Raw genomic sequence first — 24,650 nt, 5'->3', positions numbered from 1 at the left:
TGCAAGAATTAGCCCTTTTGCCGGTGCTGCGTCCAGATGTCTTGCGTATGTTGCGAATACGACAAGGAGATCTCCCATGACCGAAGCAGCCCTGTCCCTGGCCGCCGGATTCCCCACGCCGACCCGCGAGCAATGGCTGGTGGCGGTGGACAAGGCGCTGAAGGGGGCACCCTTCGACAACAAGCTGGTGACGCATCTGCCCGAGGGCATCGCCGTGCAGCCGCTCTACACCCGCGCCGACAGCCCGGCGGAAGGTGGCCTGCCGGGACTGGCGCCCTATACGCGCGGCGCCACGGCGGGCGGCGAGGGTTGGGCCATCCGCACCGAGCATGACGCCGCCGATCTTCAGGCGGTGAACACGGCCATGCTGACCGATTTGGCGCGCGGTGCCACCGCCCTGACCCTGCGGCTGGACCGCGCGGTGCGGGCCGGGCTGGACGGCGACGATCCGCGTGCCGAAGACCTGGCCGGAAGCGACGGCGCCATGGTCTATTCCATCGACGATCTGGACCGCGCCCTACGCGGCGTCTATCTGGACATGGTGCCGCTGGCGCTGGAGGCGGGAGCCCAGGCCGAACCGGCGGCCGCCCTGCTGGTGGCGCTGTGGCGCAATCGCGGTGTGGTGCCGGATCAGGCGCGCGGCGCCTTCAACGCCGATCCGCTGGGCGTGCTGGCGGCAGAGGGCGTGCTGGGCCAAACGCTGGACGGGGCGCTGGCGCGCATGGCCGGACTGGCCGCCTGGACGGTGGAACACTGGCCCAATGTCACGGCGGTGGGGGTGGACACCAGCGCCCATTACAACGCCGGCGCCACCGAGGCCCAGGATCTGGCCGCCGCTTTGGCGACCGGGCTGGCCTATCTGCGGGCGCTGGTCGAGGGCGGGCTGGAGATCGACACCGCCTGCCGCCAGATGGCCTTTACCCTGTCGGTGGGCTGCGACCAGTTCCTGTCCATCGCCAAGCTGCGCGCCGCCCGCCTGTTGTGGGCGCGGGTGACCGAAGTGTGCGGCGCCACGCCGCCGGCGCGGGCCATGCACATCCATGCTCGCACCGCCGCTCGCATTCTGTCGCGGCGCGACCCGTGGGTGAACATGCTGCGCACCACGGTCGCCGCCTTTGCCGCCGGGATCGGCGGGGCCAACAGCGTGGCGGTGGCGCCGTTCGACGCGGCGCTGGGGCCGTCGGACGATTTCGCCCGCCGCATCGCCCGCAATTCCCAGGTGCTGCTGCAAGAGGAATCGTCGCTGACCAAGGTGGCCGACCCGGCCGGCGGCTCGTGGTATGTGGAGGCGCTGACCCGGCAATTGGCCGAGGCGGCGTGGGCGCTGTTCCAGGACATCGAGGGCCGGGGCGGCATGGCGGCCATCTTGCTGGACGGCTGGTGGGCCGGGCAATTGGCGGAATCGTGGGCGGCGCGCGAGAAGAACATCGCGAAACGGAAGGATTCGCTGACCGGCATCAACGAATTCCCCAATATCCTGGAGCAAGCGGTGGAACGGCCGGCGCCCGACTTCGCCGCCCTGCGCATGCAGGCGTCGGTGCGGCTGGCCCCGGCGCGGATCGAGGTGCCGTCATTCGCTGCGGATAGCCTCGACGCCCTGGTGGACGCCGCCGAGCAAGGCGTCAGCATCGGCCGCATGGCCGCCGCCCTGGCCGAGGGAGCGGGCTTGTCCATTCCAGCCCTGCCGCGCCATCGCCACGCCGAAAGTTTCGAGGCGCTGCGCGATGCCGCCGATGCCCACAAGGCGGCGACGGGCGCGTGGCCGGTGGTGTTCCTGGCCAATCTGGGCCGGGTGGCGAGCCACACGGCGCGGGCCACCTATGCCAAGAATTTCTTCGAGGCGGGCGGCATCCAGGCCCTGGGCAATTCCGGCTTCAAGGATGCGGAAAGCTGCGTCCAGGCGTTCAAGGACAGCGGCGCCCGCATCGCCGTGCTGTGCGGCGGCGATAACCAGTACGAGGAGCATGCGGAAGCCTTCGCCCGCGCGCTCAAGGCCGCCGGGGTGCAAACCCTGTTCCTGGCGGGCAATCCCGGCGACAAGCGCGACGCCTATGCGGCGGCGGGTGTCGATAGTTTCATCTCGGTGGGCTGCGATGTGCTCGCCATCCTGCGTTCCACCCTGGCCGATCTGGGAGTCGCCCTGTGATGTCCACTTTCCCCGATTTCACCAAGATCGCCCTGGGCACCGATAGCGATAGCGATTTCCAGGCATGGCGCACCCGCTTCCTGGCCGAGACCGGGAAGATGCCGGAAGAGGCGCTGTGGCAGACTCCGGAATTGTTGGACGTCAAGCCGCTGTACACCGCCGCCGATCTGGCCGGGCTGGACCATCTGGAGACGCTGCCGGGACTGGCGCCGTTCCTGCGTGGGCCGTATCCCACCATGTATGTCAACCAGCCGTGGACGGTGCGACAATATGCCGGTTTCTCCACCGCCCAGGAATCCAACGCCTTCTATCGCCGCAATCTGGCGGCGGGGCAAAAGGGCCTGTCGGTGGCCTTCGACCTCGCCACCCATCGCGGCTACGACAGTGACCATCCGCGCGTGCCGGGTGATGTGGGCATGGCGGGGGTCGCCATCGATTCCATCCTGGACATGAAGGTGCTGTTCGACGGCATCCCGCTGGATCAGATGTCGGTGTCCATGACCATGAACGGCGCCGTGCTGCCGGTGCTGGCGGGTTATATCGTGGCGGCGGAAGAGCAGGGCGTTTCCGCCGACAAGCTGTCGGGGACCATCCAGAACGACATCCTGAAAGAGTTCATGGTCCGCAACACCTATATCTATCCGCCCAAGCCCAGCATGCGCATCATTTCGGACATCTTCGCCTATACGGCGGAGCACATGCCGAAATTCAACTCCATCTCCATTTCCGGCTATCACCTGCAAGAGGCCGGGGCCACCGCTGATCTGGAGCTGGCCTACACCCTGGCCGACGGCGTCGAATACGCCCGCGCCGGTATGGCGACCGGAATGAGCATTGATCAGTTCGCGCCGCGCCTGTCGTTCTTTTGGGCCATCGGCATGAACTTCTTCATGGAGGTGGCCAAGATGCGTGCCGGGCGCATGCTGTGGGCCAAGCTGATGAAGCAGTTCGACCCGAAAAGCGACAAGTCGCTGTCCTTGCGCACCCATTCCCAGACCTCGGGCTGGAGCCTGACGGCGCAGGACGTGTTCAACAACGTGACGCGGACCTGCATCGAGGCCATGGCCTCGACCCAGGGCCATACGCAAAGCCTGCACACCAACGCCCTGGACGAGGCGCTGGCCCTGCCCACCGATTTCTCGGCCCGCATCGCCCGCAACACCCAGCTTTTCCTGCAACAGGAAAGCGGCACCTGCCGGGTGATCGACCCGTGGGGCGGCTCGTATTACGTGGAGCGGCTGACCCGCGACCTGGCGGCCCGTGCCTGGGAGCACATCCAGGAGGTGGAGCAGAAGGGCGGCATGGCCAAGGCCATCGAGACCGGCATTCCCAAGATGCGCATCGAGGAAGCCGCCGCCCGCACCCAGGCCCGCATCGATTCCGGCCGCCAGACGGTGGTCGGCGTCAACAAGTACCAATTGGACGAAGCCGAGAGCATCGACGTGCTCAAGGTGGACAACACCACCGTGCGGGCGCAGCAGATCGCCCAGCTTGAGAAATTGCGGGCCGAACGGGATTCCGTGCGCTGCCAGCAGACACTCGACGCCCTGACCAATGCGGCCAAGACCGGTTCCGGCAATCTGCTGGGGCTGGCGGTGGAGGCTATCCGGGCGCGGGCCAGCGTCGGCGAAATCTCGCTGGCCCTGGAAAAGGTCTATGGCCGCCACAAGGCGGAAATCCGCACCATTTCCGGCGTCTATGCGGGCGAGGCGGCGCGGTCGTCGGACAAGGTCGCCAAGGTTCAGGCGCTGGTCGAGGATTTCCGCGCCCGCGATGGCCGCCGTCCGCGCATCATGGTCGCCAAGATGGGCCAGGACGGCCACGACCGTGGGCAAAAGGTCATCGCCACCGCCTTCGCCGATCTGGGTTTCGACGTGGATGTCGGCCCGCTGTTCCAGACCCCGGCGGAAGCCGCGCGGCAGGCGGTGGAAAACGACTGTCACATCATCGGTGCCTCTTCGCTGGCGGCGGGCCATCTGACCCTGGTGCCGCAGCTCAAGGAGGAACTGCGCAAGCTGGGGGCCGAGGACATGATGATCGTGGTCGGCGGCGTCATCCCGCCCCAGGATTGGGATGAACTCTATGCCGCCGGTGCCACCGCCATCTTCCCGCCCGGCACGGTGATCAGCGAGGCGGCGGAAAAGCTGCTGGCGAAGTTGAGTGAGCGGGCGGGGTATGGGCCGAAGGCGGCGTGAGACCAATCCGTCTCGTTCCACCATTTCCCCCCGGCGCATCCCAGACGGACGCTGCACGCATTCCACACGCCTATTGTGAAACTATAGTGAAACAGCGGGTTTCCGGTTAATGCACCGTGCACACCATGCATGGATCGAAGCTGCGGACGATGTGCTGAACGGCAATCGGGGTGGTTTCCCCCGCTTGCAGGGTTGCGCCTTCCAGCGCTTGTTCCAACGGGCCGGGATTGCCGGTGGCATCGCGGGGGCTGAAATTCCAGGTGGTGGGGGCGATGATGGCGTATTCGCGGATAGAGCCGCCTTCCAACGTCAGCCGATGCGACAAGGCGCCGCGTGCCGCTTCCACCAGGCCGAAGCCGCTGCCGCGCAAGGGCAGCGGTGATTCGACGCAGAACGGTTCGCCGGGGCGGATTTGTTTGGTCCAGCCTTCCATGGCGATGACCAGACGGGCCAGTTCGATCAGGCGCAGCACGACGCGGGCCAGAACAGTGCCGCCATTCGCCCCCAGGGCGCGGGCCAGCGGATCGCCGGCGACCAGATGACGGGCCAGGGCGCCGGTCTCGAAGCTGCGCCCCTCCAGGCGTGGCGCCTTGCACCAGGAATAGGCGCCGTCCTTGTCGGCGTCGGGTTGGGTGGGGCCCTCCATCCAGGCGCTGGTCAAGTCTTCGCTGACGTGGCGCGGAAGGAATGGCGCGGCCACACCCTCGGCGACAATGCCCGCCGGCCACAGGCCGAAACTGCCATGAGACAAGAATCGGTTTGGTCCGCGCCCCAGGCGTTCCAGCCCCAGATCGTCGGCAATGTGCAGGAACAGGCGGAAATCGCCCTGGTCCCAAGCGGCGGCGGCGCTCCAGCTGTGCAGGGCGGCGACGCTGTCGAGGGCGGCGATGGTTTCCAGTCGGTCGGCGAACAAGGTGGTTTCCAGGGCGGCGCGGAAATCGGCCAGGATGGCCAGCAGGCGGATGCGTTCACCGCTATCGACGCCCTTGGTGACGCCGCCGGGTTGCAGGGCCAGGGAATGTGGCCATTTACCGGCCAGCAGCCCCATCAGGTGCAAGAAGCGGGCGCGGGCCGGCACCAGTGTTTGCGCCGTCTGTCCGCCCTCGGCGGCAAAGCGGCGCCGCGCCGTCTCGAACCACGGCCGGCCGGCATAAAGCGGGCGGGCGAAATCGGGCATGAAGAACAAGACGAAATGGGTCAGGTGGTCGGCGGCGTTTTCCGCCGCCAGCACCAGGTCGGTCACCAATCGGCCGTTATCGGGCATGCCGGCGCCGGCGATGGCGGCGATGGCACGGGCGGCGGCCACCGATTGCGAGACGGAACAGATCCCGCAAATCCGTGGAGCGATGACCAAGGCGTCTTCGGGCGGACGGCCGGCGAGAATTTGCTCGAAGCCGCGATATAACGGCGCGGTGACGCGGGCCGATTGCACTTGACCGGCGGAGAGTTCCAAGGTCACTTCCAGATCACCCTCGACCCGGTTGAAGGGGCCGATGATCAGACGGGTCGAAGAGGGGCTCATGATTGTTTCGACGGCAAGCGGGCGGGGGGGATGATGACGTGGTCGGCATGGGCATTGGCGCGGACCCGCTTGGGCGTCGCCGATTTGGACAATGCCGCCAGGGCGATGAACCAAGCCTTGGGCATATCCACCGGAAGACCGACCGGAATGCCCGCGACCTTGGCGGTTTCGGTGAATGGGGCGCCGGGGTCCTGGAAGCCGGGGGAGGTGCAGTTGATGCAGGCATAGCCGCCATCGGTGCACGATCCATGGCCGTTCCAGCGGCGGATGTTGCAATCGCCGGGGGCTTGGGTCGCCTTGCAGCCAAGATTTTCCATCAGGCAGCCGCGATCGGATGGCCGCGCCGCCGAAGCCTTGAATTCGTAAAATTCATTGCGGCCGCACCCATGATGGGCCAAGTGATCGGCGAAGGCACGCGGTCGGCCCAGGCTGTCCAAGGCGCAGCGATCCGACAAGGCCAATTCGGCCAGACTTTCCACCAGCCAGCCGGGATGGGGGGCACAGCCGGCGACATTGATTACCGGCAAGCCGGCTTGGCCGCGAAAATCGGCGCCCAACAGGCTGTTATCGCCATATTGCAGGGCGACGGCGTCGGTGGGATTGGTTTCACCGGCGGGAATGCCGCCAAAGGCCGCGCACGAGCCGACGGCGACCACATGACGGGCGTGGGCGGCGATGGCCTTGATCCACTGGGTCACCGGCTTGCCGGTGCCCGACATGATCTGAAAACGGCCCGTGCCGTTGGGGCCGGTCAGCGCCGCGCCTTCCACACACAAGGCATCGACCCGGACCCGGCCGGTGGCGGCGTCTTCCAGGATGGACAGGGCCTCGGCCCCGGTTTCCTCGGAAAGTGACGGATGCCACAGCAGGCGGATGCCGAAGCGGGCCAAAGCCCGCACCAGACCGACATCGTCGGCGGCCAGCGCCGACATGGTGCAGCCACCGCACGAGCCGGCCTGAAGCCAGAGGATGGAAAACGGGGTGATCATCGGGCCAGCTTAGGCCGGGCCTTGGCCCTGACGCAAGAGCCGCTCGGCCGGCAAGGTGACGGTGATGGTGGTGCCCTGGCCGGGCTGGCTGTTCACCATCAGGTCGCCTTGATGTAATTCCACCAGGGATTTGGCCAAAGGCAGGCCCAGGCCCAGACCCTTGGCCCGGTCACGGACAGATCCCACCTGACCAAAGGGTTGCAGCGCCGTGACAATCCCGGCTGCGTCCATGCCGCAGCCGGTGTCGCGGATTTCTAATGTCGGACGGGTATGTGGATCGACGCCGATGGCCACGTGCACATCACCGCCCGGCGGGGTGAATTTGATGGCATTGGTCAGCAAGTTGACCAGCACCTGTCGCAGGCGCCGGGCATCCCCGTACACTTTCATTGCCTCGGTCTGGTGGTGGGCGTGCAGGCGCACGCCTTGGTCGCCGGCCGCCGGCCCCATCATCTCGATGATCTCGGCGGCCAGGGTGGGCAGGCATACCGGCATTTCCTCCAAGGTGATGTGGCCGGATTCAATGCGGGCGATATCAAGGATGTCGGTGATCAGGCCGTGCATCATCTTGCCCGCCTGCAAGATGTTGCCGACCATGGCGAGTTCGCGCTCGGCCAGGGGGCTGTGCGGCGAGGTCAGCAATTGGGCGAAGCCCATGACGGCGTTCAACGGCGAGCACAATTCATGGCTGAGATGGGTGATGACGCTGGTTTTGGCGTCATTGGCAGCCTGGGCCTTCGCCGCGATGTCGCGCAATTGGATGTCTGCCTTCTGCAAGGCGCCGATGCGTTCGATCTGATCCAGGTTCTGATACAGGCGGCAAAAGAATTCTTCCGGCACGAACGGCTTGTTCAGGTAGTCGTTGGCGCCGCTTTTCATGAATTGGGCCGACACGACGTTGTTGCCATAGGCGGAGACGCCGATGATCACCAGATCGTGGCGGCTGCGTTTGCTCCTGATCTTGCGGCACAATTCGACACCGTTCATGCCGGGCATGTTGTAATCGACGATGGCCAGATTGATTTCCGGGTGAGCCTCACACAGGGCCAGGGCTTCATCGCCGCAACTGGCCTGCAGCACGGTGAAGCGGTGCAGGGTGAGGAGATCGTGGATGTAATGACGTGAAACGCGGGAATCATCGACCACCAAAATGGTGGTGTGCTGGTTCCGGCTGATCCGCTGCACCAGATCAAGCACCAGATCGAAATTTCCCGGTCCGTCCTTCGTGATGTAATCGACCGCATGCTTGGAAAGGACGAATTCGCGCAATTCATCGCTAAACGAGCCGGTGAAAACCACCGAGGGAATCTTGTAGGGGGCGACCACGTCGATGATTTCGCCGTTGGCGGCGTCGGGCAGATGCAGGTCGAGCAAGGCGATCAGGATGGAATCGCCGTGCTCGGCCAAGATGATCCGCGCTTCAGCCGCCGAGGCCGCGCATAGCATATGGTAGCCCAGCCGCCCTTCAATGCCGCGACGGATGATCTGGGTGAAGAAGCGGCTGTCCTCGACGACGAGAACTTTATGCATTGCGGCCCCCCTCTTTGATCGGGCGAAGACCAGAAGACCAGAAGACCATACCATAGGTATGTGGCTAACGCCAGGGGGAGGGGAGCTTATTCCGCCACGGCGACGGACGACGGGGTTCCTTCTGCCTTGGTCGGGGCGGGCCGGCTGGGAAAGGTCGAGATGATCGAACTGACCAGGGCGGCCAGGAACGGCATGCTTTGCACCACCAGCACCACCGCCCACAGGCGGATTTCAGGGTCCTGGTAATTATGGCCGGGAAGCAACACCGCCACCGCCGCCAGCCAGTGGGCCAGCATCAGGGTGGTTTCCTCGGCCGTCATCTTCACCGCATCCTTGATGCCGACCTTTTCCGCCATTTTGGGTGTGCGCATGAATGGCGTGTGCTTGGTGAAGATCCCCTGCCACATGGCCCAGGCAATGGCATAGGTCAGCCCCATGCCGGCCACCGCCGACAGCAGGCGCTGTTTCCAGCCGCATTTGACCCGGGTGGTGTAAAGGAAGATGTGGTGGATGATCTTGGCGATGAACACGCCCACCGTGGGCAGGATGAAGAAGGCCAAGGGAGTGTCGAAATAACGCGGGGCGAACACCATGCCCGCCGTCCAGAACAGGCTGGTCAGACAGAACATCAGATAGAAGCCGTCGGCGAACCACGGCAACCAACCGGAAATGAAGTGATATTTCTGTCCGGCGGTCAGGCCGGTTTCCCGGAATGGAACCAGGGTTTTCCAGTGGGCCTTGAGGATCTGCACGGCGCCATAGGCCCAGCGGAAGCGCTGCTTCTTGTAGGCCATGAAGCTGTCGGGCACCAGGCCGTGGCCCATGCGTTCTTGAATGTAGACCGATTCATAGCCCAGCTTCATCATGCGCAGGCCCAATTCGGCGTCCTCGACGATGCACCACTCGGCCCATTCGCCGGCATCTTCCATCGCTTTTTTGCGGACCAGGGTCATGGTGCCATGCTGGATGATGGCGTTGGCTTCGTTGCGGAACACCATGCCGATATCGAAGAAGCCGGCATATTCCCAGTTGATCATTTCCTTGAACAGGTCGCGTTCCCAGTCACGGTGGTCCTGGGGGGCCTGAACGTGGCCGACCTTGGGATCCTCGAAATAAGGCACCAGCGACGACAGCCAATCCTTGCGCACCTGATAATCGGAATCGACGACGCCGATGATCTCGGCTTCCGGGTCGGTGACCGACAGGCCGAAATTCAGCGCCCCGGCCTTGGCGCCGGGCCACGGCGCGAGGTGATAGAATTTCACCCGGTCCCCCAACGAGGCGCAATAGGCCTCGATCGGTTTCCACACTTCTTCCTTCTTGGTGTTGTTGTCCAAGACGATGATTTCGAAGTTGGGGTAATCCAGCGCCATCAGGCTGTCGATGGTCAGTTTGACCATTTCGGGCGGTTCGTTATAGCACGGCAGATGCAGCGACACCTTGGGGAAGCGCTTGATGACATCGGGGGCATGCGGCTTGAACCCGCGTTTCAACCGTCCGGCCCAGGTCAGTTCGGTGACTTCGATGCCGTTGATCAGGACCACCACCAGCAACAGCAATTGCGCTGGCAGCAAGACGAAGATCATCAACTCGGTGGCGGGGGCCAGATCGCGGACCACCGGGGTCGACATGGTCCAGATCACCAAGGTGGCGGCAAATTGCACCAGCATGCCGAAGAACACCTTGCCGGCAAGGCGCAAATCCTTCCAGCGCATCAGGAACCACACCACCGGCAAAAAGGCGATCAGGGTCGCGGCGGCGGCTTGGAACGGCCATTCCTGGAATTCGATCACCGGGCCGATCCAGTCGAATTTCGGCGTGCGTTCAACGGTGAAGATGCCCCAATGCTTTTCCGAGGCGGTCCCGTCCAGATTGACTTTCCAGGGCTGATCGAAGGCTTCGACGACGTTGTAATCCAGCCCTTCCTCGTTTGCCCAATTGAGGAAGCGGCGCAGGAACAGCGCTTGGTTGACCAGGGATGGTTCCGCCCGGCCATAGGAGCGCCCGGCCGACGGCCAGCCCACTTCACCGATGAACAAGGGCTTGTCGGGATAGGCGGCCTTGACTTCGTGCACCATGCGCTGGGTGAAGGCCAACGCTTCGTCGATATCGACGCGTTCCCAGAACGGCAAGGTGTGGATGGTGATGAAATCGACTTCCTGGGCCAGTTCCGGGTGTTCCAGCCAGATCGACCACGCTTCCGCCGTGCTGATCTTGACGCGGGCGGGGATCTCGGCCCGGACCCGGCGGATATAGCGGATCATCTGTTCCGGCGTCAGACGGTGCAGCGTCAGATTTTCGTTGCCGACGATGATGCGCTCGACGTTGGGATTGTCGCGGGCGATGCGGACGATATTGTTGATTTCCCGCTCGTTGCGCCCCAGCCGCTCGTCCAGCCAGGCGCCAGGCAGGGCTTTGATCCCATGCTTGCCGGCCAGTTCGGGAACTTGGTCCAGCCCCTCTAAGGTGGAATAGGTGCGGACCTGGTTGACCTTGCCCGACAACATGGCGAGGTCTTCGTCCATTTCGTCGCGGGTGGCCAGCAAGGTGTCTTCCAATTGCGGCATCAAGCGGGCCACGGTGGGATCATCGTCGGCGCGCGACGGCGAGAACGACACCGATTGAATGGTGCCGGCCCATGGCAGGCCGCTCTTGGGTTGGTTCAAGGCTGCCCAGAACCCGAGATTGGCGAGGACGATGACGATAAGGACGAGGATGCCCGAAAGACGCATGGAAGCTGTAATCCACCAGGGGGAATATCACTACCGGACAGTATTCCGTCCCGAATCGGCTGTCCAGAGACCACGATGACAGCACGGGCATGCGGCTAAATTGGGGCACGGCGTTTACGCTTCCCCCAGCCGGCCGGGCAGGCTAAACAATTCGGTTCAAGTTTCACCGCAGATGGACCCTTCATGACCGCTCTTCCCCCCATTGCCGCCCGTATCGCCCAGGAATTGGGGGTGCGTGAAGCCCAGGTGACCGCCACCATCGCGCTTTTGGACGAAGGCGCCACGGTTCCCTTCGTCGCCCGCTATCGCAAGGAAGCCACCGGCGGCCTGGACGATACCCAGTTGCGAACCCTGGACGAGCGGCTGGTTTATTTGCGCGAGCTCGAGGAACGGCGGACGGCCATCGTCAAATCCATCGACGAACAAGGCAAGATGACCCCCGAACTGGCTGGTCAGATCGCCAGTGCCGACAGCAAGGCGCGGCTGGAAGATTTGTATCTGCCTTATAAGCAAAAGCGCCGGACCAAGGCCCAGATCGCGCGCGAGAACGGATTGGAGCCGTTGGCCGATGCGCTGCTGGGCGACCCCAATCTGGCGCCGGAAACCGAAGCGGCCCAATACGTCACCGAGGCGGTGGCCGATATCAAGGCCGCCCTGGACGGGGCGCGTCAGATTCTGATGGAGCGCATGGCCGAGAACGCCACCTTGCTGGGCGGCTTGCGCGATCATTTGTGGGACAGCGCCGTGCTGTTTTCCACCCTGGCCGAGGGCATGGCGGAAAAGGGCGCCAAGTTCAGCGACTATTTCGATTACCGCGAAGCGATCAAGGCCATTCCGTCGCACCGGGCCTTGGCCTTGTTCCGTGGTCGCAATGAAAACGTTTTGAATCTGAAACTATTGCCGGGCGACGAAGCCGCGGTTCCAGAAGGCCAGGTTTTCAAAGGCCCCGGCGAGTGCGAACTCAAGATCGCGCGGGCCTTTAACATCGCGGATCGCGGCCGTGCCGCCGATGCCTGGCTGGCGGAAACCGTGCGGTGGGCCTGGCGCGTGAAAATTCATCTGCATTTGGAGTTGGAGCTGACCGGCCGTCTGCGTGAAGCGGCGGAAGAGGAAGCGATCAGCGTTTTCGCCCGCAATTTGCGCGCGTTGCTGTTGCAGGCGCCGGCCGGGCTGCGCCCGACCTTGGGGCTTGATCCGGGCATCCGCACCGGCGTCAAGGTCGCCGTGGTCGATCAGACCGGCAAGGTGGTCGACACTTCCGTCGTTTATCCGTTCCCGCCCAAGCAGGACATCATGGGGTCGTTGATGACCCTGGCCGGTCTATGCCGCAAGCACAAGGTGGAACTGGTGGCCATCGGCAACGGCACGGCGTCGCGGGAGACCGAACGTCTGGTGGTCGAGCTGATGAAGCGCAATCCCGAACTGAAGATGGAAAAGCTGGTGGTGTCGGAAGCCGGCGCCTCGGTCTATTCCGCCTCGGAATTGGCGGCCAAGGAATTCCCCGGTCTGGACGTCTCGCTGCGCGGCGCGGTTTCCATCGCCCGGCGCTTGCAGGACCCCTTGGCGGAACTGGTCAAGATCGATCCCAAATCCATCGGCGTCGGCCAGTATCAGCACGACGTCAACCAGTCGCGTCTGGGCCGCCAGTTGGATGCGGTGGTGGAAGATTGCGTGAACGCGGTCGGTGTCGAGGTCAACACCGCCTCGGCCCCGCTTTTGGCCCGCGTCGCCGGATTGTCGGCCAATGTCGCCGCCAATATCGTCGCCTTTCGCGACGCCAATGGCCCCTTCGCCAGCCGCGAGGCGCTCAAGCAAGTGGATCGGCTGGGACCAAAGGCTTTCGAACAGGCGGCGGGCTTTCTGCGCGTCGCCAACGGCAATAATCCGTTGGATGCCAGCGCGGTTCACCCGGAAGCCTATGAAGTGGTTCAGCGCATGGCCCGTGCCGCGGCCTGCGAGCTGAAGGCGATGATCGGCGATGTCACCTTTCTGCGGTCGTTGAAGCCGGCGCAATTCACCGACGAACGTTTCGGCGAACCGACGGTGCGCGACATCATCAAGGAATTGGAAAAGCCCGGCCGCGATCCCCGGCCTGAATTCAAGACCGCGTCGTTCAAGGACGGGGTCGAGACCATGGAGGATTTGCAGCCCGGCATGATCTTGGAAGGGGTGGTCACCAACGTCACTAATTTCGGTGCTTTCGTCGATATCGGCGTTCATCAGGACGGCTTGGTGCATGTTTCGGCCCTGGCCGACCGCTTCGTCAAGGACCCGCACGAGGTGGTCAAGCCCGGCGACGTGGTCAGCGTCAAGGTCTTGGAAGTAGACTTGAAGCGAAAGCGGATCGCGCTCACCATGCGCAAGGGCGATGCTCCGGCGCCGGCTCGGCCGCAAGAACGCGATCAGCGAGAGCATTCGCGTCCGGCGGCGGGCAAGGCGCGGACCGAGGCCAAGCCGCCGGCCGGCGGCATGGGCGGCGGTGCTTTCGCCGAAGCCTTCGCCCGCGCCAAGAAAAAGGGCTGAGATCATGCGGATCGGGATGGTTCTGGTGCTGATCGCGTTGTCGGCCGTGGCCCCGGCGCGGGCCGCCGGTCTGTCGGGCGCCAATGATCCATCCATTGTCATCGGCTTTGTCGCCACCCGTTCAGGCGCTGGTGCGGTGGGCGGCTTGGACAGCGCCGATGGGTTTGCCCTGGCGCTCAAGCAATTGGGCGGGCGATTGAGCAATCAGGAAGTCCGGGTGGTGCCGGTGGACGACAAGGGCTCGCCCGATGTCGCCCGCCGGCAACTGGCCCGGATTATCGCCTCGGAACGGCTGGACATGATCGTGACCGCGGTGTCACCGTCATCCCTGGCCGCCATGCTCAAGCCGTTGGCTGAATCGCGTTTGTTCGTGCTGAATTTGGAAATGCCGCCGCCGCGGGTGGCGGGTCCCGATTGCAACGCCAATATGTTCACCCTGGCCCCGCCCAATGATGGCCCGCATCAGGTGCTGGGATATCATCTGGTCGCCGATGGCGCACGCCGGCTGGTGGTCATCGCCCCGGAAACCGGATTGGCCGATCTGGCGGTGGCGGCGTTGAAAAGCAGCTTTCCCTTCGAGGTGACTGTCTTGCGGCCCAAGCGCGGGGCCGCCACTTTCGAGCGAGAGATTCGTCGAATCGGCGAGATCAAGCCCGATGCGGTCTATTCCTTGTTGGGCGGCGGCATGGGGGGAGCCTTTATCCGCACCTATGACGCGGCCGGCGGCAAGGACATGGCGCCGCTTTATGTCAGCGCCGACGCCATTGCCCGGCCGTTGCTTCAGGCCATGGGCGACGCAGCCCTTGACGTGCGCGCCGTCGCCAATTGGAGTCCCGACCAGGAGGTGGGGGGCAACAAGCGGTTGGTCAGCGATTTCGAAGGCGAATTCGGTCGGCCCGCCTCGGAACGGGCGGCGCGCGGTTATGATGCGGCGCTTTTGCTTGATGCGGCGATCAAGGCCAATAACGGCAGGACCCATGATGTCGAGGCCATGCGGGCGGCGCTGCGGCGGGCGGAATTCCCGTCGGTGCGCGGAACGTTCCACTTCAACCACAATCACCAGCCGATCATGGCTTATCTGCTGTTGAAGGTCACCCGCGACGCGCGCGGCCGGCTGACCCACGAAACCATGACGCCGCTGCTCAAGGAATGGCGCGACCCGCATAGCGGTGCTTGCGCCATGCATTGGGCCGATGAATACGTGCCGGCCCCGCCCAAACCCAGCAAAAAGAATTAGGGCGCGACCCTTGCGAGTCGCGCCCCTTTTCGTCGGTCTTTAATTAGCCGCGCTTGCCGTGGCCGTGGCCACCGGGGCCGGCACCCTGGCGGCGTTGGCCGCCATTGCCACCCGGACCGCCATTCGAACGCGGACCGGCGCCACCCGGGCCGCCAGCGCGGGAACCGCCGCCGGGAGCGCCAGGACGGCCCGAACCGGTCACCGCCTTGGGACGGTTGCCGCCGACGAAGGGGGTCCGACCGCCACCGCTGCCACGCTTGGGCGCGGTGCCCTTGCCGCTGGCGAACAGACGGGCGATGGGCTCGGCATGGTATTCATGCTCGATATCCACCGGCACCGGCTGCTGGATGATCTTTTCGATCTGGCGCAGATAGGCCACTTCCTCGGCGTCGCAGAACGACAGGGCAATGCCCTCGGCGCCGGCGCGCGCGGTGCGGCCGATGCGGTGGACATAGCTTTCCGGCTCGTTCGGCAGCTCGAAATTGATCACGTGGGTGACGTTGTCGATATCGATGCCGCGCGCGGCGATGTCGGTGGCGACCAGGGCGCGCACTTCGCCGGAGCGGAAGGCGTCGAGCGCCCGCTGGCGGGCGTTCTGGCTCTTGTTGCCGTGGATGGCGTCGGCGGTGACGCCGTCCTTGACCAATTGCTCGGCGACGCGGTTGGCGCCGTGCTTGGTCCGGGTAAAGACGATGGTGCGGCCGACGCCGTCGCTGCGCAGCAGGTCCAGCAGCAGGTTGCGCTTGTTGTCGCGGCTGACGAACATCACCTTTTGCTCGATGCGTTCGGCGGTCGACGACACCGGGGTGACTTCGACGCGGACCGGATCGCGCAGCAAGAAGCTGGCCAGATCGGACACGGCCTTGGGCATGGTGGCCGAGAACAGCAGGGTCTGGCGGCCGGTGGGCAGCAGCGAGGCGATCTTGCGCACCGGTTGAATGAAGCCCATGTCCAGCATGCGGTCGGCTTCGTCCAGCACCAGCGTTTCCACCGTGCTCAGGTTAACGAAGCCTTGGTCCATCAGGTCCATCAGGCGGCCGGGGGTGGCGACCAGAACATCGACGCCGCCATTGAGCGCCCGGACCTGCGGTCCCTGGCCGACGCCGCCAAACACGCAAGCGCGACGAAAGCGCAGGTTGCGGCCATAGGTGGCGAAGCCGTCATTGATCTGGACGGCCAGTTCGCGGGTCGGGGTCAGGATCAGGTTGCGGACGGTGCGCGGCGCGGCGCGGCGCTTGTCGCCAGCGATGCGGTGCAGGATCGGCAGGGCGAAGGCGGCGGTCTTGCCGGTGCCGGTCTGGGCGATGCCCAGCATGTCGTGGCCGGCCAGCAGATAAGGAATCGCCTGTTCCTGAATCGGGGTCGGCGTGGTGTAGCCCTCGGCGTCGAGGGCACAAGTCAATTCTTCGGCGAGGCCGAGGTCTTTGAACGAAGTCATAAAGCTCTTTCACAATGGATCGCGCGCCGCCGGTTGTCCGGCGGCGGGATTTTTGGCGCCCGAAGGGTGCGCGACCAGCGGGAGGGGGGCCTTTTTGCGGAAATGGCGCCTGGAATCAGGTCCGGCGCCAGCGCACAGGCGCTAAAAGGCTGCGCGGGTTATAGCAGGAGTAATCGCTGCATTGCAATAGAAGCTTTTGACCACGCCAAAACCGCCTCGCCAGAAGGCTCCGACGCAAAGGCAAGCTTCAGTCAGATTGGTGGCGCGCCATCGGAATAGGTCCGTGCGTCAGCGCCAGTCAGGATCAATGACGGCGCGGCCCTTGCGTTCTTCCGCCAATTTGTGGACATGGGCCAGATTGCGGGCGGCAACTTGCGCCGGACCTTTCGAACCATGGGCCTTGAAGACTTCGTGGGCGTCCTCGAAGGCTTTGGCCGCTTCGTCCAGATGGGCGACGCCGCCGCCATGACGGTCCATCAGGAACAAAGCCGAGCCCAAGGTGTTCAGGGTCGAGGCCCAAGCCAGCGGCATGCGGTCGCGGGTGCGCACTTCCAGCACCAGATGGCAGGCGTCGATGGCCCGTTGCAAGACTTCGGGGTTCTTCAACTGCTCGCCATAGACTTCCAGCACCTGGGCGATGGAATTCATGATATCGGCCCAGCGGTTGGGGGCATCGACGCGGGTATGAACCTGAAGCGCCGCTTGCAGGCAGCCCAAGGCCTCGCGCAGCAAATCGCTGTCGCCGGTCAGCAGGTCAAGGCGGTGCAGGGCAACCCCCAGCCGGGTTTGGGTCGCGGCCCATTCCTGTGGCAAGGTTCCCCGCGTCAAATTCTCGGCGGCAATGCGCCAGTGCTTGACCGCCAGTTCCAGATAAGGCAGGGCCTTTTCCTTGATCCGCTCGGCCCGCGCCGTCAGCGATGCCGCCAGATATTTGTGGATCAGCCCGGTTTCCCATGCCGGATCGGCCCGGCCCAGGCGTTTTTCCGCCCCCAGATAGGCATTGGCGGCCTTGTCGAACCAAGCATCGGCTTGTGATGGCGGCACGGCCAAGGCGCAGGCGGTGCTGACATGGGCGTAGGTCAGCAAGATGCTGCGTTGCTGGCCCATGGACAAGGCCATTGGCGGCTTGGCCGCCAAGGTTTCCAACGGTTCGATGGCCAGTGGCAGCAGGCGACGAAGGGCGGCGCGCTGCATTTCGTTGCTGGGATCGGCGGCGGCCAAGACGGCGGCATAGAGCATGTGGATCTGTGGCTCACCCAGGTTCAGCGGCAATTCCAGGCGGAATTGCGGGCTGAACACCGCCGGCTTTTCTTCATCCGCCACATTGGCGCCGGCAAAGCGCAGGCTATAGCCGTCCTTGGAGACATTGCCCCACACCAGCAGATCGGCATCTTCCTCGGCCACGGCATGACGGGTGTTGGTGACAATGGCGGTCACCTGCATGGGGTCTTGCGGGTTTTCCAGCAAGAAGGGACGGGGCAGCGGTTTGACCCTAAGCGTCTGGCGCAGGTCCAGCGCCTTGTATAATTGCTGCGAGGCGGCGCCATCGGGATTGTCGCCATTCATGGCGGCGACGATCACTGAAAAAACCGCCGGCTCGGCGCGGGGAACCGGGGCGACTTCGGCGGTTTCCTTCGCTGTCGGCTTGGGCTGAAGCATCTTGGCCACGGCGTCGAGCAAGCGCGCCAGACCGCCGCCATTGGCGGGATTATCCTCGGGCGGCGGGTCGGGGTGCGGCTGAGGCTGAGGCTCGATCCGCGCCGGCAAGGTGTTGCGCGCAGGCGCACCAGCGCCGGGTCGCGTCAGCGGCCGGGTGAATTTGGCGCGGGGATCCTCGGGCGTGGTCATGCGGGTGGGTTCAGGCTTTCAAAGTCCAATATATCACATTGCCCGCTTCTGGTTAGCAAGCGGTGAAGATGTGCGCTATCCACCGATCAGGTCCAGCCATTGCTGTTCCGACAACACCGTCAGCCCCAGCTTTTCCGCCTCTGTCAGTTTGGAACCGGCATTGGGGCCGGCAACCACGTAATCGGTTTTCTTCGACACGCTGCCGACCACCTTGGCCCCCAGCATCTCGGCCTTGGACTTGGCTTCGGCCCGGGTCATGGCGACTAATTCGCCGGTGAACACCACCGATTTTCCGGCAATTGGCGAATTGCCGGCCTCGATCTTTTGCGCTTCGGCAATGGTCAGTTGCGCGGCCAAATCGTCAAGGGCGCTGAGGTTATGGTCTTCGGCGAAGAAAGCCAGGATATCATTGGCCACCGCCGGGCCGATATCCTCGATGGAAATCAGGTCGTGATAGGCTTCGTTTTCACGCGGCACCGCCGCCAGCATGGCCGCACGCCAGGCAATGAAGGTGCCGTAATGCCGCGCCAGACGTTTGGCGGTGGCTTCGCCCACCTGACGAATGCCGAGGGCGAAGATGAAGCGTTCCAAGGTGATGGTGCGGCGGGCGGCGATTGCCGCGAACAGCTTGCTCACCTTCTTTTCGCCCCAGCCCTTGAAGTTCTGCAAGCGTTGCAGCCGGCCGGCATTGGCGGCTTCCAGGCGGAAGATGTCGGCGGGCTTGGATATCCAGTCGCCCTCGCACAGGAAATCAATGTTCTCGTCGCCCAGCCCGTCGATATCGAAGGCGTTGCGGGAAACGAAATGGCGCAGCTTTTCCTTGACCTGGGCCTTGCAGGCCAGTCCGCCGGAACAACGGCGGATTACCTCGTCCCCGGTGCGGAGCGCATGACTGCCGCAGATTGGGCAGATTTCAGGGAAGACAAATTCGTGTGCGCCGCGCGGTTTGTCCATGACCACGCCGACCACTTGGGGGATGACGTCGCCGGCGCGCTGGACGATGACGGTGTCGCCTTCACGCACCCCCTTACGGGCGATTTCATCCTCGTTATGAAGCGAGGCGCGCGACACCACCACGCCGCCGACATTGACCGGGCGGAGATGGGCGACCGGGGTCAGCGCCCCGGTGCGGCCGACCTGGATTTCGATGCGTTCCAGGATGGTGGTGGCCTGTTCCGCCGGGAATTTGTGGGCGATGGCCCAGCGGGGGGAACGGCTGACGAAGCCCAGACGCTGCTGCCAGTCGAAACGGTCGACCTTATAGACGACGCCGTCGATGTCATAATCGAGACTGGCGCGGCCGGCGCCGATGGCGGTGTAGCGTTCCAGCAATTCATCGGCGCCGTGGCAGCGGCAGATCAGGTCATTGACGGGAAAGCCCCAGGCGCGCAAACGGTCCAGAAAGTCCCAATGGCTTTCCGCCACCGCGTCCGAGATCTCGCCCAGGGCATAGGCGAACAGCGATAACGGCCGCGTTGCGGTAATCGTCGGGTCTAATTGACGCAACGACCCGGCGGCGGCGTTGCGCGGATTGGCGAAGGCTTTGTCGCCCGCCGCGTCCTGGCGCCGGTTCAATTCCAGGAAGTCGGCCTTGGTCATGTAGATTTCGCCCCTGATTTCGATGACGGCGGGGCCATTATCGAAATGTTCGGGGATCTTGCCCTTGGCGATCAGGGTGCGGATATTGGCGGTGACGTCCTCGCCCTCGCTGCCGTCGCCACGGGTGGCGGCGGCGGCGAACTGGCCGTTTTCATAGCGCAGGCTGATGGACAGGCCGTCGATCTTGGGTTCGGCGACAAAGGCGATGGGCAGGTCGGGCGGCAGGGCGAGGAAACGGCGGATTTTGCCCTCGAACTCGCGCACGTCGTCATCGGCGAAGGCGTTGTCCAACGACAGCATGGCGACGCCGTGGCGGATTTTGCCAAACCCTTCCGCCGCCGGGGCGCCGATCTTTGCCGTGGGACTGCCGGCGGCCAGATCGGGGAAGCGGGTCTCGATGGCCAGCAGACGCCGCCGGGCGTCGTCATATTCGGCATCGTCCACTTCGGGGGCGTCGGCCTGATGATAGGCCAAGTCCCAGCGGGTCAGGTTTTCGCGTAACGAAGCCGCTTCGATGCGGGCTTCGAAGGGCGTCAGGGATGCAACGGCGATGGGCGTCTTCATGGCGCGGTTATAGCGCCGTCACACCGCCGCCATCAAGCCGGGTTCATTGGTGCCGGCCTGTTTGATGTGTTCGGTGAAATAGGTGATGCGTTTGGCGGCATCGGCCGCCGGCTGGCCGAAATAATAGCCTTGGGCATAATCGATGCCGACGCCGCACAGATTGGCCAAGGTCGCGGCATCTTCGACGCATTCGCCGACGGTGACGATGCCGAGGTCGTGGCACAGGCCGGTCATGGCCTTGAGCACCGATTTGCCCTTGGGATCGGCGGCGTCCATGACGAAGTCACGGTCGAACTTGGCGAAATCCACCGGCAGGTTGCGCAGCAACTCGAACGCGGCCCCGCCCGAGCCGAAATCGTCGAGCGAAATGCGCGCGCCCAGCTTGCGGATGCGGGTCAGCAGGCGTCGGGCTTCGTTCAGGTTATAGATCTGGGCGGCATCGGTGATTTCCAGCACCAGCCGGCCAAGCACCGAGCGGTTCTCTTCCAGCATCTTCAGCAAGCTGTGATAAAAGCCGGGATTGCCGAGCGAATGGCCGGAAATGTTGATGGAAATGTGGGCGAGGGTGGAGATCGTCCCGGTTTCCTTAAGCAGTTTCAATGCCTTGGTCACGGTGAACAGATCAAACTCGCCGATCAGGCCGACATCGGTGGCAAAGGGGATGATCTGCGGTGGGGCGAACAAGGTGCCGTTGTTGTTGATGCGCGAGAACGCTTCGTATTTCAGGACCGCGCCGGTGCGGACGTTGACGATGGGCTGGAACAGGAAGATCAGCTTGTCTTCGCCCTTGATCATCTTGCGGAAGTTGCGCACCCGGGTCAGGGTGTCGGCGACCGCCAATTGCGCCCCCTCGGCCAGCGACTTCATGGAAAACTGGCTGCTGTTCTTGACGAAATTATTGATGATATAGCCCAGTGCCTTGGCGATATCCTCGTCCGACAAGGTGGAATCTTCCATCTCCAGCGTCGCCGACCGCATCTTGATGGTGGCGCCCTTGGTCTTGTCGGAAAAGCGCTGAGCGACCAGCGAAACCCGCTTTTGGATTTCCGCCGCCGGCATTTTGTCGTCATGGACCAAGCCGAACGACGCACCGCCCAGAGTGCCGGCCGAGGTGCCGCGAACCGAACATTCCTCCATGGCGTTATGCATGGTCGATAAAAAGCTTTGCGCGGCCTTGGGGTCCAACGCCGCCAGATTGCTGCCCGACAGGTCGAACAAGGTCAAGGTGTAATCGGTGCCGATGCGGTTGGCCTCGTTCAGGCGGCTGCGCACCATTTCGATGAACAGGCCCTTGTGATCAACCTCGCCGGAAATCCGCTCTATTTCCATTGAGGCCATGGGCGGCACCCGCGATAGCACCAGATGAAAGGTGTTGGGCAGATGCGGCAGGCGAATGCCGGCCAGACGCATGCGCGTCACCGTGCCGCCCGATCCCATCAGGGTAAAAGGAGTGTGATCCAGCCGCGAGGTGTTCTTGAGGCGCAGCAGGCAATCGTCGAAACGCTTGCGGTCCCGCGGCAAGATAAATTCGGATAAGGATCGGCCAAGCAGGTCGGAATCCGACAAGCCGTAGAGCGCTTCGCCGGCGCCGGTACAAAAACCGATCGTGCCGTCGGCATCCATTTCCAGCAGCACATCCGCGCCAGCAAACGAGAAGGCGATGAAGCGGTCACGCTGCGCCTTCAGCTTGTCGACAAGCGATGAATCAACGCCCATCAAGTCCCTCCCAACCCCAGACTATGGCGGTCCCACCCCACCTAACGCTGAAATTAAAGGAATCTTAACGTGTGCGCAACAAGTGCGCATCGGGTTTACACCTGGGCGCGTGCTTTTTATTTAGGCGGCGCGGATTTGCGTCATGAAATCATCGAATTGGCTGCGCAACTGGTCGGCTTGCCGCGACAGGTCATCGACGGCGCCCAGAACCTGCGATGCCGCCTGATCGGTGTGGGTGGCGGCGGCGGCCACCCGATCGACGTTGTCGACGACGGCGCATGTCCCCAATGCCGCTTCGTGCAAATTCCCGGCGATACGATGGGTGGCGGCATCTTGCTGGGTCATGGCGGCGCTGACCGCCAGGCTGATTTCCTCGATCCGGTGAACGATGTCGCCGACTTCATGCAGCGATCCGACCGAATCCTTGGTGGCCTGCTGAATGGCTTGAATTTGGCGGGTGATCTCTTCGGTTGCCTTGGCGGTTTGGGTCGCCAGATTCTTCACTTCGTTGGCGACGACGGCAAAGCCCTTGCCGGCCTCGCCGGCACGGGCCGCTTCGATGGTGGCGTTCAGCGCCAACAAATTGGTCTGGCCGGCGATGGCGTTGATCATCTTGACGATGTCGCCGATTTGGTCGACGGCGCTGACCAATCCCTGCACCTGCGTGTCGGTGCTTCTGACCACTTGCACGGCTTGCTCGGTGATCTGGCTGGTTTGGCCGGTGCGTTCGCGGATGGCGGAGATGGACGACGACAATTCCTCGCCCGCTTGCGCGGCCTCTTGGACGTTGCGGGACGAGGTGTCGGTGGCGGTGGCGGCGGTGGCGACCTGTTCCGAGGTCTGGCGGGCGATGCCGATCATGCTTTGCGCGGTCGAACGCAACGTCACCGTCGCCTGATTCAGCCGCTCAAGCACGTTGACGACCTGTTGATTGAGGTCGGCGACCAGGGATTCCACCACTTCTTGGCGGCGCAAACGCTCGCTGGTGGTGCGTTCCTGGTCGGCCTGCAATTGGGCGTTGGCTTGGCCATTCTCGCGGAAGACCACCACGGCGCGGGCCATGTGGCCGATTTCATCGACGTGATCGGTATGGGGTACGTTGGTGTGCCACAACCCCCGAGCCAGCGAGGCCATGGCGGCGGTCAGTCCGCGCGCCGGCTGCGAGATGCCGTGGCCCAGGCGCCACGCCAGAACGCCGCCGATGATCAGACAGACCAAGCCGATGGCCACCGTCCAGCGGGTCAGGTGGTTGACATCGGCCAAGATACTGGCTTCGGGAACCGCGATCAGGAATGACCAGCTTTGATCGGCGCCGGCAAAGCGAATGGGGACGATGTGGATGTAATGTGGCGCCCCGTTCATCGTCACCATGCCGTCGAAGGGCAGGCTGGCGGCGATGGCGGTCTTGGCGGCATCGGGCAGGTCCGCGGCCGATTGCGAGGATTTGGCCTGATCTGGGTGGGCGATATAATTGCCCTGCGGCGACAAGATGGCGGCAAAGCCGTCGCCATAGGGCTTGATGTCGCGGACCAGTTCCGACAGCCGGTCCAACGTCAGGTCGATGCCGGTGACGCCGATGACTTGGCCGTCTTTCAGGATGGGGAAGGCGGCGGTGGTCATGGTCTTGTTGGTGTATTTGTCGAGATAGGGTTCGACCACCGCTTCTTTTTTGGCGGTGGCGGCGACACGGTAATAATCGTTTTGGGAAACCGCCTCGAAGCTTTCACCTTCGTCCAGATTGGCCTCGATCGCCTTGTCGCCACGGACCCACAACAAACTCAGGCGGCCGGTGGATGGCAGGCCCAGTCGCTCACCCTGAGTGCCGGTGAAGTCGCTATCCTTGCCGTCGAAGGCATTGTCGGCCATATCGACCCAGGCGGCGGAATACAGCGCGTTATGGTCGACAACCTGGGCCAGATAGCTGTTGATGGTGCGGCGATTGAAGGAATGCGCCAATTGCTCGGCCCGGACGATGGCGGCGGTGCCGCGGGCGCTTTCCAGCGCGGCGGCGATGTTGGCGGCGACGGTGGCGCCGTGATGGCTGGCGGTTTCGCGGGTCAGGGCGATGGCGCCGTCATAGGCGGTTTTGCGACTCAGCCATAAGGTGGAGATGATGATGGCGGCGGCGCTGAAAATCAGGATCGCCAAAGTGCTGGCGATAATCTTCCCCTTCAGGCTTTGCGTAACCTTGACCACGGCTTCCCCCTCCAACGTCGTATGACCGAGTCTCAGACTAAAGGCTGAGTTTCAGTTTTGCTACCATACGAGGACAGGATGTGTTGGCAAGGCGAAGATTTTCCTGATTCTAAAAATGCCGTCCAGGGCACTGCTTTTACTGAACTATGCGCTTTTGTGGGGGCGGGGCCAGGGGTAGAGCCGTTCCAGAAAGCATCGTGAAGCCATTGCCCTTCACCGCTTTAGCCTTTTAAATCGGCCGACGGCAAAAATAAGCCGCATAAAAACGGGAGGAGACTAACCATGCGCAACCTCATGAAATGGGGTGTGGCGGCTGTTGCCGCGTTCGGGTTTTCGGCGGCCGCCCACGCGGCGGAACCCGTCAAGATCGGTGCGTTTTTGTCGGTGACCGGGCCGGCGTCGTTTCTGGGCGAAC

At 63.8% G+C, this 24,650-nt stretch carries 13 protein-coding genes; 4 read left to right on the top strand and 9 right to left on the bottom strand.

Translation table 11 applies throughout. The annotated features are described in order from the left end of the window. Window positions 1–76: 76 nt before the first annotated feature. A complete protein-coding gene (locus tag KEC16_RS18725; RefSeq protein WP_211551805.1) occupies window positions 77–2,146 on the top strand; it encodes a methylmalonyl-CoA mutase family protein in 2,070 nt (689 codons plus the stop codon). Then, window positions 2,146–4,341, top strand: coding sequence for a methylmalonyl-CoA mutase (scpA, locus tag KEC16_RS18720; RefSeq protein WP_211551803.1), 2,196 nt, complete (start codon window positions 2,146–2,148; stop codon window positions 4,339–4,341). Before KEC16_RS18725 ends, scpA begins: the two co-directional genes overlap by 1 nt. 106 nt (window positions 4,342–4,447) lie before the next feature. On the opposite strand, the gene KEC16_RS18715 is transcribed toward scpA, so the two are convergent. The 4 genes from KEC16_RS18715 to KEC16_RS18700 form a co-directional block, all read right to left on the bottom strand. Beyond that, the gene (locus KEC16_RS18715; RefSeq protein ID WP_211551801.1) at window positions 4,448–5,863 is read right to left on the bottom strand and encodes a nickel-dependent hydrogenase large subunit; all 1,416 of its coding nucleotides are present in this window, start codon (window positions 5,861–5,863) and stop codon (window positions 4,448–4,450) included. After that, complete coding sequence (locus tag KEC16_RS18710; protein WP_211551799.1) at window positions 5,860–6,852, bottom strand: NADH-quinone oxidoreductase subunit B family protein; 993 nt, start codon at window positions 6,850–6,852, stop codon at window positions 5,860–5,862. The genes KEC16_RS18715 and KEC16_RS18710 overlap by 4 nt, the downstream gene beginning before the upstream one ends. Window positions 6,853–6,861: 9 nt before the next feature. Beyond that, window positions 6,862–8,382, bottom strand: coding sequence for a response regulator (locus tag KEC16_RS18705; RefSeq protein WP_211551797.1), 1,521 nt, complete (start codon window positions 8,380–8,382; stop codon window positions 6,862–6,864). A gap of 86 nt (window positions 8,383–8,468) precedes the next feature. Continuing rightward, complete coding sequence (locus KEC16_RS18700) at window positions 8,469–11,114, bottom strand: glycosyltransferase (protein ID WP_211551795.1); 2,646 nt, start codon at window positions 11,112–11,114, stop codon at window positions 8,469–8,471. 183 nt (window positions 11,115–11,297) lie between these two features. Here KEC16_RS18700 and KEC16_RS18695 point away from each other — a divergent pair, with 183 nt between their 5' ends. Both KEC16_RS18695 and KEC16_RS18690 read left to right on the top strand, forming a co-directional pair. Continuing rightward, window positions 11,298–13,637, top strand: a complete 2,340-nt coding sequence (locus KEC16_RS18695; RefSeq protein ID WP_211551793.1) for a Tex family protein — start codon at window positions 11,298–11,300, stop codon at window positions 13,635–13,637. A 4-nt stretch (window positions 13,638–13,641) separates the two neighbouring features. Beyond that, window positions 13,642–14,874 (top strand): ABC transporter substrate-binding protein, encoded by a 1,233-nt coding sequence (locus KEC16_RS18690; RefSeq protein WP_211551791.1) that lies wholly within the window; start codon window positions 13,642–13,644, stop codon window positions 14,872–14,874. 43 nt (window positions 14,875–14,917) lie between these two features. On the opposite strand, the gene KEC16_RS18685 is transcribed toward KEC16_RS18690, so the two are convergent. From KEC16_RS18685 to KEC16_RS18665, 5 genes are all read right to left on the bottom strand, one after another. Further along, entirely contained in the window at window positions 14,918–16,312 is a 1,395-nt protein-coding gene (locus tag KEC16_RS18685; protein WP_211551789.1) for a DEAD/DEAH box helicase, read from the bottom strand. A 288-nt stretch (window positions 16,313–16,600) separates the two neighbouring features. Then, on the bottom strand, window positions 16,601–18,160 hold the full coding sequence (locus tag KEC16_RS18680; RefSeq protein WP_211551787.1) for a hypothetical protein: 1,560 nt from the start codon (window positions 18,158–18,160) through the stop codon (window positions 16,601–16,603). Window positions 18,161–18,235: 75 nt separating this feature from the next. Further along, window positions 18,236–20,323 (bottom strand): NAD-dependent DNA ligase LigA, encoded by a 2,088-nt coding sequence (ligA, locus tag KEC16_RS18675; RefSeq protein ID WP_211551785.1) that lies wholly within the window; start codon window positions 20,321–20,323, stop codon window positions 18,236–18,238. Window positions 20,324–20,341: 18 nt separating this feature from the next. Further along, window positions 20,342–22,039, bottom strand: a complete 1,698-nt coding sequence (locus tag KEC16_RS18670; RefSeq protein WP_211551783.1) for a sensor domain-containing phosphodiesterase — start codon at window positions 22,037–22,039, stop codon at window positions 20,342–20,344. Between the two features lie 120 nt (window positions 22,040–22,159). Next, window positions 22,160–24,235 carry a methyl-accepting chemotaxis protein gene (locus KEC16_RS18665; protein WP_211551781.1) on the bottom strand — a complete coding sequence of 692 codons (2,076 nt, stop codon included), beginning with the start codon at window positions 24,233–24,235 and terminating at the stop codon, window positions 22,160–22,162. Window positions 24,236–24,650: the final 415 nt, after the last annotated feature.

The organism is Magnetospirillum sulfuroxidans, assembly GCF_018224925.1.
GTDB classification, from domain to species: Bacteria; Pseudomonadota; Alphaproteobacteria; order Rhodospirillales; family Magnetospirillaceae; genus Magnetospirillum; species Magnetospirillum sulfuroxidans.
The sequence above is the reverse complement of the archived record's forward strand: the minus strand, read 5'-3'. Positions and strand labels throughout refer to the sequence as shown.

Coding starts and splice junctions, on each gene's coding strand:
- KEC16_RS18690 (WP_211551791.1), top strand. CDS start 13,642: ATGCGGATCGGGATGGTTCTGGTGCTGATCGCGTTGTCGGCCGTGGCC.
- KEC16_RS18700 (WP_211551795.1), bottom strand. CDS start 11,114: ATGCGTCTTTCGGGCATCCTCGTCCTTATCGTCATCGTCCTCGCCAAT.
- KEC16_RS18715 (WP_211551801.1), bottom strand. CDS start 5,863: ATGAGCCCCTCTTCGACCCGTCTGATCATCGGCCCCTTCAACCGGGTC.
- KEC16_RS18710 (WP_211551799.1), bottom strand. CDS start 6,852: ATGATCACCCCGTTTTCCATCCTCTGGCTTCAGGCCGGCTCGTGCGGT.
- KEC16_RS18680 (WP_211551787.1), bottom strand. CDS start 18,160: ATGACCACGCCCGAGGATCCCCGCGCCAAATTCACCCGGCCGCTGACG.
- scpA (WP_211551803.1), top strand. CDS start 2,146: ATGTCCACTTTCCCCGATTTCACCAAGATCGCCCTGGGCACCGATAGC.
- ligA (WP_211551785.1), bottom strand. CDS start 20,323: ATGAAGACGCCCATCGCCGTTGCATCCCTGACGCCCTTCGAAGCCCGC.
- KEC16_RS18695 (WP_211551793.1), top strand. CDS start 11,298: ATGACCGCTCTTCCCCCCATTGCCGCCCGTATCGCCCAGGAATTGGGG.
- KEC16_RS18685 (WP_211551789.1), bottom strand. CDS start 16,312: ATGACTTCGTTCAAAGACCTCGGCCTCGCCGAAGAATTGACTTGTGCC.
- KEC16_RS18670 (WP_211551783.1), bottom strand. CDS start 22,039: ATGGGCGTTGATTCATCGCTTGTCGACAAGCTGAAGGCGCAGCGTGAC.
- KEC16_RS18705 (WP_211551797.1), bottom strand. CDS start 8,382: ATGCATAAAGTTCTCGTCGTCGAGGACAGCCGCTTCTTCACCCAGATC.
- KEC16_RS18725 (WP_211551805.1), top strand. CDS start 77: ATGACCGAAGCAGCCCTGTCCCTGGCCGCCGGATTCCCCACGCCGACC.